The sequence below is a fragment of the [Flexibacter] sp. ATCC 35103 genome (genome assembly GCF_001975985.1).
Taxonomy (GTDB): domain Bacteria; phylum Bacteroidota; class Bacteroidia; order Flavobacteriales; family Flavobacteriaceae; genus Flavobacterium.
Genome location: NZ_MTQF01000001.1, coordinates 831,483 through 844,488 on the forward strand (window position 1 = coordinate 831,483; position 13,006 = coordinate 844,488).

The 13,006-nt window shown below is 32.1% G+C and carries 14 protein-coding genes; 9 read left to right on the top strand and 5 right to left on the bottom strand.

Annotated elements, in window-relative coordinates:
• The first annotated feature begins 216 nt into the window (after positions 1-216).
• The 7 genes from BXU01_RS03505 to BXU01_RS23730 all read left to right on the top strand — a co-directional run bounded on the left by BXU01_RS03505 (position 217) and on the right by BXU01_RS23730 (position 6,786).
• Positions 217-2,145 (top strand): BatA and WFA domain-containing protein, encoded by a 1,929-nt coding sequence (locus tag BXU01_RS03505; protein WP_083691712.1) that lies wholly within the window; start codon positions 217-219, stop codon positions 2,143-2,145.
• Positions 2,146-2,299: 154 nt separating this feature from the next.
• Positions 2,300-3,556 carry a dihydroorotase family protein gene (locus tag BXU01_RS03510; RefSeq protein ID WP_083691713.1) on the top strand — a complete coding sequence of 419 codons (1,257 nt, stop codon included), beginning with the start codon at positions 2,300-2,302 and terminating at the stop codon, positions 3,554-3,556.
• Positions 3,557-3,561: 5 nt separating this feature from the next.
• Positions 3,562-3,888, top strand: a complete 327-nt coding sequence (locus tag BXU01_RS03515) for a hypothetical protein (RefSeq protein ID WP_055098245.1) — start codon at positions 3,562-3,564, stop codon at positions 3,886-3,888.
• A 268-nt stretch (positions 3,889-4,156) separates the two neighbouring features.
• Positions 4,157-4,801, top strand: coding sequence for an alpha/beta hydrolase (locus tag BXU01_RS03520; protein WP_083691714.1), 645 nt, complete (start codon positions 4,157-4,159; stop codon positions 4,799-4,801).
• A 43-nt stretch (positions 4,802-4,844) separates the two neighbouring features.
• Complete coding sequence (locus tag BXU01_RS03525) at positions 4,845-5,429, top strand: hypothetical protein (protein WP_083691715.1); 585 nt, start codon at positions 4,845-4,847, stop codon at positions 5,427-5,429.
• Between the two features lie 32 nt (positions 5,430-5,461).
• Positions 5,462-6,127: a hypothetical protein gene (locus BXU01_RS03530; protein ID WP_083691716.1), complete on the top strand. Its 666-nt coding sequence runs from the start codon at positions 5,462-5,464 to the stop codon at positions 6,125-6,127.
• A 65-nt stretch (positions 6,128-6,192) separates the two neighbouring features.
• Positions 6,193-6,786, top strand: coding sequence for a hypothetical protein (locus BXU01_RS23730; protein WP_206196597.1), 594 nt, complete (start codon positions 6,193-6,195; stop codon positions 6,784-6,786).
• 49 nt (positions 6,787-6,835) lie between these two features.
• On the opposite strand, the gene BXU01_RS03540 is transcribed toward BXU01_RS23730, so the two are convergent.
• From BXU01_RS03540 to BXU01_RS03550, 3 genes are read right to left on the bottom strand one after another with little or no spacing between them, the layout of a single operon-like run.
• Entirely contained in the window at positions 6,836-7,267 is a 432-nt protein-coding gene (locus BXU01_RS03540; protein ID WP_083691717.1) for a hypothetical protein, read from the bottom strand.
• A gap of 42 nt (positions 7,268-7,309) precedes the next feature.
• Positions 7,310-7,813, bottom strand: a complete 504-nt coding sequence (locus tag BXU01_RS03545; protein ID WP_083691718.1) for a hypothetical protein — start codon at positions 7,811-7,813, stop codon at positions 7,310-7,312.
• A gap of 12 nt (positions 7,814-7,825) precedes the next feature.
• Positions 7,826-8,590: an MBL fold metallo-hydrolase gene (locus tag BXU01_RS03550; protein WP_083691719.1), complete on the bottom strand. Its 765-nt coding sequence runs from the start codon at positions 8,588-8,590 to the stop codon at positions 7,826-7,828.
• Between the two features lie 90 nt (positions 8,591-8,680).
• On the opposite strand from BXU01_RS03550, the gene BXU01_RS03555 reads away from it, so the two are divergent.
• Positions 8,681-10,141: a TonB-dependent receptor gene (locus BXU01_RS03555; protein ID WP_055098253.1), complete on the top strand. Its 1,461-nt coding sequence runs from the start codon at positions 8,681-8,683 to the stop codon at positions 10,139-10,141.
• A gap of 168 nt (positions 10,142-10,309) precedes the next feature.
• Here BXU01_RS03555 and bcp read toward each other — a convergent pair whose 3' ends face one another.
• Complete coding sequence (gene bcp, locus BXU01_RS03560; RefSeq protein WP_055098254.1) at positions 10,310-10,762, bottom strand: thioredoxin-dependent thiol peroxidase; 453 nt, start codon at positions 10,760-10,762, stop codon at positions 10,310-10,312.
• Between the two features lie 324 nt (positions 10,763-11,086).
• Between bcp and nth the strand changes: the two genes are divergently transcribed.
• Positions 11,087-11,743, top strand: coding sequence for an endonuclease III (gene nth / locus BXU01_RS03565; RefSeq protein ID WP_083691720.1), 657 nt, complete (start codon positions 11,087-11,089; stop codon positions 11,741-11,743).
• Between the two features lie 25 nt (positions 11,744-11,768).
• Here nth and BXU01_RS03570 read toward each other — a convergent pair whose 3' ends face one another.
• Positions 11,769-12,830: a lipopolysaccharide assembly protein LapB gene (locus tag BXU01_RS03570; protein WP_083691721.1), complete on the bottom strand. Its 1,062-nt coding sequence runs from the start codon at positions 12,828-12,830 to the stop codon at positions 11,769-11,771.
• Between the last annotated feature and the right edge of the window lie 176 nt (positions 12,831-13,006).

The window sequence follows — 13,006 nt, forward strand, 5'->3', positions numbered from 1 at the left end:
ATTTTTTGTTACAAATGAAATTGCAAAAGTTACATTTTTCAAACTCCGCTGTGTAATTTTCAAATCCTATAAGTAATGTAAGTTCATTTAACTTTTAGTATAATTTGAATCTCTTAGATTACTTATATGGTTTACTAAATATACCTATATGTTTGACGAAAAATTTGTATTTTTGACCAGCATCTACAAAACGTAGTGAAATAAATCTAAGCCAGAATGCATTTTAAACATCCCGAAATTCTATACTTTCTGTTTTTATTGATTGTTCCAATTTTGGTTCACTTATTTCAATTACGACGTTTTAAAACCTCTTACTTTACGAATGTTCGCTTCTTAAAAGAACTTTCGATCCAGACCCGCAAAAGTTCAAAAATTAAAAAAAGACTTTTATTAGCCACTCGTTTGCTATTGTTAACTTGCGTTATCCTGGCATTTGCCCAACCTTTTTTTGAAGCCAAAGACAGCAAAAATGCCGCTAATGAAATGTATATTATCCTGGATAATTCCTTTAGTATGCAAGCCAAAGGAAAAAAAGGCGAATTATTAAAACGTGCTGTTCAGGAATTATTAGAAAATACTCCGGAAACCGCCCAGTTTTCTTTATTAACAAACACTGAAAATTACTGGAACACAGATATAAAATCATCCAAGGGTGCTTTGCAAAATCTAAAATACAGCGCAACACCTTTTGAGCTTCAGTCGATTATGGCAAAAATAAAAGCACATAAATCAGCTCATAAAAAAGATATCGTCATTATTACAGATGCTGTTGGTCTCTCAGAAAAAGATGTGAAAAACATGGATACTGAAGAGAGACCTTATTTCATTATTCCTGAAGCTGAACAAAAAAACAACATTGCTATTGACAGCGTTTTTATCAACCAGACTTTAGAAAATTTCTATGAAATAAGCGTTAATTTATCTGCTTATGGAGAAGATTTCAAACCTGTTTCTATGGCTTTATACAATCAAAACAAACTGATTGCCAAAACAATTATCAATTTTGATACAAAGAAAAAGAAAATCAATTTTACAATTCCAAAAGAAGCTTTTCATGGATATGTAACTATTGAAGACAATGGTCTGACTTATGATAACAAACTTTATTTTAGTATTTCGAAAACTAAAAAAACAAATATTATTAGTATTGGAGAACCTGAAAAAAGCAATTTTTTATCGAGAATTTATACTTCGGCAGAATTCAATTATAATAACTATTCGATCAGCAGTTTAGATTATAATAGTTTAGACAAACAAAATACAATTATCCTGAACGAATTAATAGAAGTTCCACAGGCTTTACAAACGACCTTAAAAGCATTTGTTTCTAAAGGTGGAAACCTGGTTGTAATTCCTTCAGAAAAAAGTTCAATTTCTAATCTAAACACTTTCTTAGGGAATTTTGGAAAAGTTCAGTTTAAAAATTTAGAGAATAAAAGTAAATTAATTACCAAAATAAATTTCGATCATCCTTTGTTTACAGGGGTTTTTGAAAACAAGATCACTAATTTTCAATATCCAAAAACAAATAGTTCATTTGATATTTCAAGTCCATATCCGGCCGTTTTATCTTATGAAGATCAAAGCGTATTTGTAACCGCGATTCAAAATCCGGTTTCTGGAATTACTATTTTTTCAGCTCCAATAAACACAACAAATTCAAACTTTCAGCAATCACCTTTAATTGTTCCGTTATTTTATAAAATGGGTCAAAACAATCAAAAAACCGGAGTCAATGCATTGACAATTGGCAATAACCAGCCTTATTTTGTGGATGTTTTATTGACAAAAGATGCAATTCTGGAAGTAAAAGGAATTGAAGATTCTTTTATTCCGATTCAGCAAATCCTGAATAATAAAGTAAAATTAACCTTTAATGACTTTCCTGAAACCGCAGGAAATTATAGTGTTTTTGATAAAAAAGAATGGGTTGAAAATCTGAGTTTCAATTACAAAAGAAGTGAAAGCGATTTAAGTCAGGTGAATACAAATATTATTTCGGATTTTAAAACTGCCGATACGATTTCTACCATTTTTAATACGCTGCAAACTGAGCGAACCGACAGTCAAATTTGGAAATGGTTTGTTATCTTTGCACTGTTATTTTTAGCATTAGAAATGGCAATTATAAAATTTGTGAAGTAAAACGTAACGTTTCTTTCGTTTAGTTTTTGTCATTTCGACGAAGGAGAAATCACATAAAGTAAAGACACACAGTACGTCGCTCTCTGAATGTGATTTCTCCTTCGTCGAAATGACAAGCAAGAATCTGTAAATACAAAAATAAATTTATCTACATATGAAAATAATCATCAGAAGCGCCAAAATTATCGATTCAAAAAGTCCGTTTCATAATCAGACCGTTGATCTTTTAATTGCAGATGGTTTAATAGAAAAAATAGGAACTTCGATTCTTGATATCGAGGATACAACCGAAGTTAAATTTGATAATCTACACCTTTCTCAAGGCTGGTTTGACAGCAGTGTTTCACTTGGTGAACCGGGTTATGAAGACAGGGAAACAATTGCAAACGGATTAAATGTTGCAGCAAAAAGTGGTTTTACGGCAATCGCTTTACAACCAAACTCTTTTCCTGTTATCGACAATCAATCTCAGGTAAATTTTGTAAAAAATAAAGCAAATGGTTTTGTTACAGAACTTTTCCCAATTGGCGCATTGACCAAAGCCAGCGAAGGAAAAGATATGGCCGAATTATTTGATATGAAAAAATCCGGAGCGGTTGCTTTTGGAGATTATAATAAAAGTATCGACAACGCCAACTTATTAAAAATCGCTTTACAATATGTACAGGATTTCGACGGATTGGTTATTACCTATTCTCAGGATCCAAACATAAAAGGAAATGGTGTTGCAAATGAAGGAATTGTTTCGACCAAATTAGGTTTAAAAGGAATCCCTAATTTAGCCGAAGAATTACAAGTAGCGAGAAATTTATACTTATTAGAATATACGGGTGGAAAACTTCACATTCCGACCATTTCTACAGCAAAATCGGTTGAGTTAATCAGAGAAGCCAAAGCAAAAGGATTACAAGTAACTACTAGTGTTTCTGTGCATCATTTGGTTTTAACCGATGAAAAACTAGAAGGTTTCGATACCCGTTTTAAAGTTACACCGCCATTAAGAACTGAAACCGACAGACAAGCTTTATTAAACGGGGTTACAGACGGAACAATCGATATGATTACGTCAGACCATAACCCAATGGATATTGAATTCAAGAAAATGGAATTTGATACGGCAAAAAACGGAACTATTGGTCTTGAAAGTGCTTTTGGAGCTTTATTAACTGTTCTACCTCTGGAAACGGTAATTGAGAAATTAACTTTAGGAAAAGCTGTTTTCGGAATCGAAAATAGTCCAATAACTGAAGGATCTAAAGCCAACTTTACTTTCTTTACTCCGGAAGGAAAATCGACTTTTACAAAAGCAAATATTCTCTCGAAATCTAAAAATTCTGCTTTTTTAGGAACTGAAATAAAAGGTTCTGTCTACGGAATTTTAAATCAAAATCAACTTGTTACATCTAAATAATTACAATGAATAATTCAATCGAGGAGGGAAAATCAATCGCCATTACCAGTTATATCTTAATTATTGGTGTTTTGATCGCGATGTCTATGAACTCTGAAAATAAAAATAGTTTTGCCTCATTCCATATTCGTCAGGCTTTAGGATTATCCCTTGCTTTTATTTCTTTTGGGGCAATTATTAGCAATTTTGACAGCTTTATGATTACTTTCCCAATGTGGATTTGTATTTCTATCTTATGGACTTATGGGATTTTTAGCGCTATTCAGGGACAAACTAGACCAATACCATTAGTGGGGAATTTATTTCAAAAATGGTTTAAAAGTATCGGATAGATTAAAACCAAATTCCAAATTTTGAAATTCCAAATTCCAATTAGAAAATAAAATTTAAAATTTAAAAAAAAACCGTTGAAATCTGCGTTTTCGCTTTAGCGAATCTGTTTTATCAACGTATAAATTTTGAACACGGATGACGCAGATTTGCAAGCAAAAACGCGGATAAAAACAGATTTCTTTATCATCCTAATTAAAGCTCAAAGCATAAAATATAACAAACTCGTAATTCAGCTGAAAACTGAGACTGCGACTGAAAACTAAAAAAATGAATCTATCTCTAGAATATAAAATACAAGAACCTAAAGTTATCTTAGATAAAAACCCTGTTTTACTTTTATTACACGGATATGGCAGCAACGAAGCCGATTTATTTTCGTTTGCGACTGAACTTCCTGATAATTACTATATTATTTCGGCAAGAGCGCCTTATGATTTGCAATACGGCGCATATGCGTGGTACGCAATAAATTTTGATGCAGATCAGAATAAATTTTCAGATAACGAACAAGCTAAAACTTCTCGTGATTTAATAGCAACTTTTGTAGATGAATTGGTTGCCAATTATCCTATTGATGCTAATAATGTGACTTTAATTGGTTTTAGCCAGGGTTCTATTTTGAGTTATTCGGTAGCACTTTCTTATCCTGAAAAAATTCAGAGAGTTGTCGCTATGAGCGGTTATTTCAACGACGAAATCATCAAGGAAGGTTACGAGAAAAACGATTTCAAAAACTTAAAAATATTTGCTTCTCACGGAACTGTAGATCAGGTTATTCCTATTGACTGGGCTAGAAAAACTCCTGCGATTCTGGAACAATTAAATATTCCTGTTACGTATAAAGAATATCCTGTTGGGCACGGTGTAGCTCCTCAAAATTTCTTTGATTTTAAGAATTGGCTGGCTGAGTAGTATTAATTAACAGAATAAATCAAAATCAAAAAAAGCAAACCATATGAAATTATTTCTTTCAATAGCTTTAATGTTACAAATATCAATATGCTTTTCCCAAACATATTATGGCCAAATAATTAACAATAAAAATGACACCATAAGTGTTCAGATCTTAATTAAAGGAAATACGATCTTTAAAAATAATAAGATATTATCTATTCAAGAGAAAATTACCGTTATCGAAAATGGTATATCTAAAGATTATTATCCTGCTGATTTAAAATCTTTCAAAATCAACATGAACAAAGAAGTAAAAACCTATGACAGCATAGATAATTCTACTTTTGCAGAAAGATTTTATTCTAACAAATTAAAACTTTATTATAAATTAGTAAAAGTAGAGACCAAACAAAGTCCTTATTTTGCAATTTATAGGGTGTTTTTAATAAAAAAACCAAATCAGCAAGATATGACTACATTAATTCCAAACGGATTTAGTCGATTAATCACTCAAAATGAAATGCTTGAAAAAATTACTGATTGTGAAATCTCTGTAAATAAAATAAAAAATGATGAAGTAAAAATTAGTAACGAAGAAAAGTTAATTGATTTTGTAATAGACTATGAAAAAAATTGCTTCAATTAAACCAAAATTAATATCATAATTATCAATAAAATATGAATAAAAAATTACTCTTATTTTTCCTTTTTACTACTTCAATTGGATTCTCTCAGCAAATTGAATTTGGTCCAAATATTAGTTATGGATTTACAAATATTGCTAATTCAAGAGTAACAGAAGGACGTGCAGTAATTGGTGATGCATTGTGGAATATCAACGAAGGATTTTCAGTTTTATATTATTTTGGCAATCCACATCAAAAAGGTACAAACGGTATTCATTTTGAATTTGTAAATAGTAAAAGAGGCTCAAAAAGCGAATCTAATTCTGGATCAGAATATAACTTTGATTCTAACTCTCTTAATTTAAATTACAGAAGAGCTGGTAGTTTAGGAAATAATTTTGGAATTTATGCAGATTTAGGTTTTGGTTATAATATCTTAGATAATAACAATATTTACAGTGGAAATATTGACGAACTTTCCGCTTTTAAAAAAGTAAACACAAATTTAACCATCAAAACTAACGAAATAACCTTTTTGTTTGCACTTGGAGTTGATAAACTTATTTTAAAAGATAATTTTGTTGTTTTCTTTGAACTTAATGGAGATGCCGGAATTACTAAAATAAACGAAGGTTCTGGCTCTTACAGAACACAATCTATGGGTTTTTCTACTGGAATTCGCTATATAATCAATGTAAAAAAGAAAGAATTAAATTAAATTAAATTTAAGTTACCGTTTTCAATCTTATTCTCACATTATTCATTTATTTTAAATCATCAACAATGAGTAATTTTCCAGACCTATTAACTGACGAAAAAATCAAGGATAGTAATAAAGACTTTAGAAATGCATTATTTTCTTTAGATAAGAAATTTATTGATAAGGATAATTATGTTCATTTAACAAGGATTTATTCTGCTACGAAACAACTTGATATTAGAAACAAGATCCTGAGACTTTTATATGATTTTGATTTTCCGTACTTAAAAGATTTCTTTGATACTGCGTATAAAAAAGAGCGTTATCTGGATATGAAAATCTATGCATTGCGAGGACTTTCTCAGTTTGTAAGCGAAAAGGAAATCGAAAAATTATTAATAAAGTTCAATCTTACTTTACTAAAAAGGCAAGAAACAACGCCTTATAATTATCAGGAATACGAACTTTTAAGAGGAAAAAATTCTTTGCCTTATTTAGTTCAAAAATACAATTACAATTGTTTCAAGGAAACCCTCAATCAGGTAAATGAGCAATATAATGCAATGCCTTATGCCTTTAAAGGACATTTTACAATAGATGAGAATGGTGAAGGAGTTTCATTAAGAAGTCCGGAAGAAAGTTCAAAAATGATTAAGGATTTTTTTAATAAGCAATAAAAAAATCGCAGCCTTCAAACTGAAAACTGCGACTGTATACTATAAACTCTTATTGTCCTGTATAAATAATTTTACCATTCTTTTTCAATACATAACCTTTCCAGGGAATTAGCTGGTAATCGTCTTTATTCCAGGAATCACCTTCGGATTTTCTTTCTAAAAGAATGGGCTCTTTTTGAGTGTCCAGAAAAAGTTCGGCTTTATTTCCGTCAAAAATTACGTATGCCACTGTCGAATATGTTTTTCCGTCTTCGGCATGGGATAACTTTGTACCTGTTTCAAAAAGACGTACACATTCTTTTTTAAGGCTTGACCAGATATAACCCGCAGAACCTTTACAACCATGAGCATCTGAATCTCCGCCAACCATTACTGCTGGTTTCGATTCTTGTTGTTTTGGGGCTTTATTTTCTTCTGAAACTTTTTTAGCACAAGAAAATGAAGTACCAATAATGAGCGAAAGTAAAAATATCTTTTTCATATATCCTATAATTTAGGTTGCAAAAAATAGGATTATACTTCCTTATTTTTGATACAACCAGGTTTGAATTACTTCAAAAGTAACACTTTCATCATCAGCAACAAAGTATTTTAACAAGACTTCTCCCCATAATTCACCATTACTATAATCTGCAATGATCCATCTGTGGTTTAAAATCTTAGCTTTATTGATTATAAATTTATTTGGACCTATTTTATCTTGTCCTGTATAAGGATTCCCATTTGGGTTTGCGTTTAGGTCTAATAATTTTTCTGTAACAACCGGAATTAGTTTTTCGTATAAAATCACTTTTCCACCAGATGCACTATTATCAAAATAGTTTTGCGCATTTTCATTATGTTCTAAAGAAAAATAATCTGATTCAGCTAATTTTGTTGTTACTGTATTGATGCTGTCTCTTAGCTTCTTAGTCGTTTTATCATATCGCTCTTCTCCAAATTTTACTTCTCTGCTGTAAAACATATAAGTAAAAACATTCATAAGTATCGCAAGGATAAAAAGATAAAGCATTAAGGATTTTTTCATTTTGTGGTATAATTAAATTGTAATTTCTAAATTATCATAAGCCAGAAAAACGTTTTCAGGCAATTGTTTTTGTACTTCTTCATGAAAGCCCAAAACGTGGCTGATATGCGTTAAATAAGCGACTTCAGGTTTTACTAAATTTATAAAATCCAACGCTTCCTGTAAATTAAAGTGTGTATCGTGTGATTCTACCCTTAAAGCATTTACCACTAAAACCTTAAGGTTTTTTAGTTTTTCGATTTCGACTTCATCAATTGTCTTAACATCGGTTAGATAAGCAAAATCATCTATACGATAACCAAAAACCTGTAAGTCGCCATGCATGACATTTACCGGAATGGCAGTTTTATCACCAACGGCAAAGGATTGGTTATTGACTACTTCGATTGTTTTAACGCTCGGCGCTCCCGGATATTTGTTTACGGTTTCGAAAACATAATCAAAACGGCGTTTTAGATTATCAATAACACGTTTATGTGCATAAACGGGTATTTCGCCTTGTCTGAAATTAAACGGACGAATGTCGTCTAAACCGGCAGTATGATCTGCATGTTCGTGTGTAAATAAAATGGCATCGAGATGTCTGCAGCCACAGGAAAGCATTTGCTGCCTGAAATCAGGACCGCAATCGATAACATAAGAATGCTCGCCCCAGGTAATCCAGATGGATACGCGGAGCCTTTTGTCCTTAGCATCAGTGCTTTTACAAACGGGATGATCGACTCCGATTATCGGAATGCCTTGAGAAGTACCAGTACCTAAAAAATAGACCTTCAATTGAACTTAATTTTTTTACAAAAATAGGATTATTTCTCTTTCATTAGAAGCCTAATTTGCTAACTTTGTAACAAATCTATTTAAAATAAAATGGGTACAGAAATAAAACTCAAAGGTGACAAGGTCATCGAACAGATTCCTTCCATAAAAGACAAAGCGTTACGCATTAATTTAAACGAGAATATTTACGGAACATTTGCTGAAATTGGCGCTGGACAAGAAACGGTTAGGCATTTTTTCAGGTCCGGAGGTTCATCGGGAACAATTGCAAAAGCAATGTCTGCCTATGACAAAGATTTCAGTGACGCCGTTTATGGAATTGAAAGAGATGGCCGCTACGTAACCGAAGAGCGATTAAAAAAAATGCTTACTCTTGAAGGACAGATTATCGAAGAGCGCCTAAGCAGAGAAAAACATCCTACAAAACTTTTTTTTAGTTACGCCAATACTGTTGCTACAATAGATTTTGCAAAACAATTTAAAGGACATGGCTGGGTTGGAATCCGATACCAAATTGAACCTGATGAAGCTTATAACGAAATTATCCTGCACATTCGTTTTAAAGAAACTGATGCCCGACTACAACAAGAAACACTTGGGATTTTAGGTGTAAACTTAATTTACGGTGCTTTTTACAAATACAACGATCCAAAACGATTACTTCGTTATTTATACGATCACTTAGATAAAGACCAGCTCGAAATTGATACCATTAACTTCTCAGGACCTCGTTTTGCTGATGTTGATAATCGATTGATGAGTTTGCAATTGGTTAAAAACGGAATGACCGATGCCGTAATGTTTAATCCTGAAGGAAAAAACGTTTTGCCGGCTGCTATTTTATACAAAAAGAACCTTCTTGCTTTTAGAGGAAGTTTTCGCCCGGTTACGAATGTAAACCTTGATATGTACGAGAAATCCCTAAAGATGTTTCTCGAAGAAAATAAGGTTGAAAAAGACAATACATTAGTCGTTTTTGAAATCACACTTTCGAATTTGCGATCTGATGGTGAAATCGACGAGCGCGATTTTATGGACAGAGCAGAATTACTTTGTTCGTTAGGTCAAACTGTAATGATCTCCAATTTCCAGGAATATTATAAAGTGGTTGAATATTTTGCTAATTATACCAAAGCAAGAATGGGATTAGCAATGGGTGTAAACAACTTAGTAGATATTTTTGACGAGAAATATTACCGTCATTTAAGTGGTGGAATCCTTGAAGCTTTCGGAAAATTATTCTATCGTGATATGAAGGTATTCTTATACCCAATGTTAGGCGACAATGGAGAAATTATTACTTCTGAAAACTTAAAAGTACATCCTAGAATGAAGGAATTATATAAATTCTTTAAATTCAACGGAAAAGTAGTTGATATTGTAGATTACAATCCAGATATATTAAATGTATTCTCACGTGAAGTATTAAAAATGATCAGCCAGGGAAAAACGGGCTGGGAACCAATGCTTCCGTCAGGAGTTGCCGAAATTATAAAAGAGCATCACCTTTTTGGATATCATCCTCAGAAGGAGCTGGAACAAAATGCTTAAAAAAATCCCCGGAAAGAAAGTTTTCTTTTTGGGGATTTTTTTTTAGTTTTCAGTCTCAGTTAAGGTTTTCAGTTACTCCCAGAGTGATTTCTCATTATTCGAAATGGCAAAATACTCATACAGTGAAAACCTGAAACCTGAAACAAAATAAACCTGAAACAAAAAAGACTATTTCAAAATCTGTGCTGCGTGTTCTTTAGTTTTAACTTGTGAGATAACCTCATCGATAATTCCGTTTTCATCTATTACAAAAGTTGTTCTGTGAATTCCGTCGTATTCTTTTCCCATGAATTTCTTTGGTCCCCAAACGCCAAATGCGTTGATTACAGATTTATCTTCATCGGCTAATAAAGGAAAAGGAAATTCGTATTTGTCTTTAAATTTTGCCTGCGCTTTCTGACTGTCGGCACTTACTCCCAATAATTCGTAATTATTGGCTTTAAAACGCTCAAAATTATCTCTTAAATCACAAGCCTCGGCAGTACAGCCCGGTGTACTTGCTTTTGGGTAAAAGAATACGACTAATTTTTTTCCGGCGTAATCTGCTAATTTATGTGTTTTTCCGTCCTGATCTGTTCCTGAAAAATTTGGTGCTTTGTCACCGGCTTTTAATGTTGTCATATTTTTTATTTTAGATTTTTTATTTTAGATTTCTGATTTTAGAATGTCTAGCAAAGATTATAGAAAAAAGATTATAGAGCAAAGACTTAGATTCAAAACTCATAATTTATAATTCATAATTTTTAACTCATAACTTTTTTGCCCCAGATTGTAGTGAAAACCCCGGAATTGTGAAAGTTTAAATTTTTTGCATTAAGAAAGCGACTGGAAGAAGCTCTTGTTAATGCTTAAAAATGTTACTTTGACAATGAGGAGTTGTAACGGAAAGCTGGATTAGGCACATCATGAAATTTATGCTATTTTTACATCAATAAAAATACGGAAATGAATAAAGAAGCCCGCGTACAATTTGTTATAAATACGTTAAAAGAACTCTACCCTACTATACCTGTACCCTTGGATCATAAGGATCCGTATACCTTATTAATTGCTGTTTTACTTTCGGCGCAATGTACAGATGTACGTGTGAACCAGATTACGCCTATTCTTTTTGCGAAGGCTGATAATCCGTATGATATGATTAAAATGTCTTTAGAAGAAATCAAAGAAATTATTCGACCTTGTGGTTTATCACCTATGAAATCGAAAGGTATTCATGGTTTGTCGCATATTTTGATTGACAAATACGACGGGGAGGTACCACAGAGTTTTGAAGCTCTTGAATCTTTGCCTGCTGTTGGTCATAAAACGGCAAGTGTGGTGATGTCACAAGCTTTTGGTGTTCCGGCTTTTCCGGTTGATACGCATATTCACAGGCTTATGTTAAGATGGAATCTTTCGAACGGAAAAAATGTGGTGCAGACAGAAAAAGATGCTAAAAGGCTTTTTCCAAGAGAATTATGGAATGATCTTCATCTTCAGATTATTTGGTATGGTCGTGAATATTCTCCTGCAAGAGGCTGGGATTTAGAAAAGGATATTATTACCAGAACTATTGGTAAAAAATCATTGATAGAAGAAGCTACTAAAAAGAAAGTTTAGTAGCTTCTCTCTATTTTTATACATTTTACATACTGCCTTTTAGCGAATTATATTCGTTTGTCATATTAAGCGATCTGTATATCCCTAAAAGTGATTTCATTGCACTTTCATTTTTAGGTTCAATGGTTAGTGCTTTTTTAAGATATGGAATTGCGCTTTTTATAACTTCGTCTTTTTTAGCATCGAGTATATCATATTCCTGCATTTCTTTGGTACTGTTTCCTAATGCTGCCATTTGATCTACTATTTGCTTTTTCTCCTGTATTTTTACATACACAAGATTGATGTAGCAGTCCATACATTTTTCATTGGTCTGTAATCCCTCTTCATAATATTTCTCAGCATTACAGAAATCATTTCTCTCTAAATAAGAATATCCTAATGAAGTTAAAATTTCTTCTTTTTTAGAAGGCGGAAACACATTTCGAGGTTTTTCATAAAGGCCTTCTCTAACACTTAGTTCTCTGGCACTCATAGACGCGAAAGCTTCTTCTTCTTTCGTTTTTTTGTTTGTAGCATAAAAAATCATTCCTTTTCCGGTATAATTTATTTTTTTAAGCTCTTCAAAATATTTGATTGAAGTAGTATAATCTTTAGCTGTTAAAGATGATGTTGCAGCGTTGTATAAGTTTAATGTGTCTTTTTTATCAAACAGGTATACTTCATAACTTTTATCTGCACTTTCTTTAAATTTGCCTTCTTTATAATCTTTATAAGCTCCATCTACAAGTTTAGATTTCATTTCTTTTAAAGCTGAACTTGCCTTGAAAGCATACCTGTAATTTCGGGACTCATTTTCGTATAAAAGAACATCCTGATAGGCACTGGAAGCTATAGTAAAGTTTGCTGCAGCATCTATATTTTTGGTTGCTAATTCTTTGTGTACATTTCCTTTTGTAAAAAAATAGTCGGTTTTTACCTCATCAGGAGCATTTATAATAAGATATTCTATTTTTTTTAAAATAGCTGCTGCTTCCTGAAGTTTCCCTTTAGAATAGTTGGTTTGGGCTTCTTTAAGTTCTTCTTTTTGAGCAAATGCGCTAACATTTACCAAAATCAAGAAGATTAAAATTTTAAGGTTTTTCATTTTGGTTACGTTTTGGTTGTTAAATAAATCTTATGGTTATTTTTATGAGCTGGATTTATCGGGAAGATTCAAGCTAATTTTACTTAGATCATTTTTAACGAAATGGCTCTGGTATTTTTTATTCTTAAGAAGATTATAACAAACAAAACACAGTTGGGTAATTTTTCTCCATAAAT

What these genes read in the sequence shown, in the direction of transcription:
- BXU01_RS03570 (WP_083691721.1), bottom strand. Translation starts at nt 12,830, where the DNA reads ATGAAAAACCTTAAAATTTTAATCTTCTTGATTTTGGTAAATGTTAGC.
- BXU01_RS03540 (WP_083691717.1), bottom strand. Translation starts at nt 7,267, where the DNA reads ATGAAAAAGATATTTTTACTTTCGCTCATTATTGGTACTTCATTTTCT.
- BXU01_RS03505 (WP_083691712.1), top strand. Translation starts at nt 217, where the DNA reads ATGCATTTTAAACATCCCGAAATTCTATACTTTCTGTTTTTATTGATT.
- BXU01_RS03530 (WP_083691716.1), top strand. Translation starts at nt 5,462, where the DNA reads ATGAATAAAAAATTACTCTTATTTTTCCTTTTTACTACTTCAATTGGA.
- BXU01_RS23730 (WP_206196597.1), top strand. Translation starts at nt 6,193, where the DNA reads ATGAGTAATTTTCCAGACCTATTAACTGACGAAAAAATCAAGGATAGT.
- BXU01_RS03510 (WP_083691713.1), top strand. Translation starts at nt 2,300, where the DNA reads ATGAAAATAATCATCAGAAGCGCCAAAATTATCGATTCAAAAAGTCCG.
- BXU01_RS03555 (WP_055098253.1), top strand. Translation starts at nt 8,681, where the DNA reads ATGGGTACAGAAATAAAACTCAAAGGTGACAAGGTCATCGAACAGATT.
- BXU01_RS03545 (WP_083691718.1), bottom strand. Translation starts at nt 7,813, where the DNA reads ATGAAAAAATCCTTAATGCTTTATCTTTTTATCCTTGCGATACTTATG.
- BXU01_RS03520 (WP_083691714.1), top strand. Translation starts at nt 4,157, where the DNA reads ATGAATCTATCTCTAGAATATAAAATACAAGAACCTAAAGTTATCTTA.
- BXU01_RS03525 (WP_083691715.1), top strand. Translation starts at nt 4,845, where the DNA reads ATGAAATTATTTCTTTCAATAGCTTTAATGTTACAAATATCAATATGC.
- nth (WP_083691720.1), top strand. Translation starts at nt 11,087, where the DNA reads ATGAATAAAGAAGCCCGCGTACAATTTGTTATAAATACGTTAAAAGAA.
- bcp (WP_055098254.1), bottom strand. Translation starts at nt 10,762, where the DNA reads ATGACAACATTAAAAGCCGGTGACAAAGCACCAAATTTTTCAGGAACA.
- BXU01_RS03515 (WP_055098245.1), top strand. Translation starts at nt 3,562, where the DNA reads ATGAATAATTCAATCGAGGAGGGAAAATCAATCGCCATTACCAGTTAT.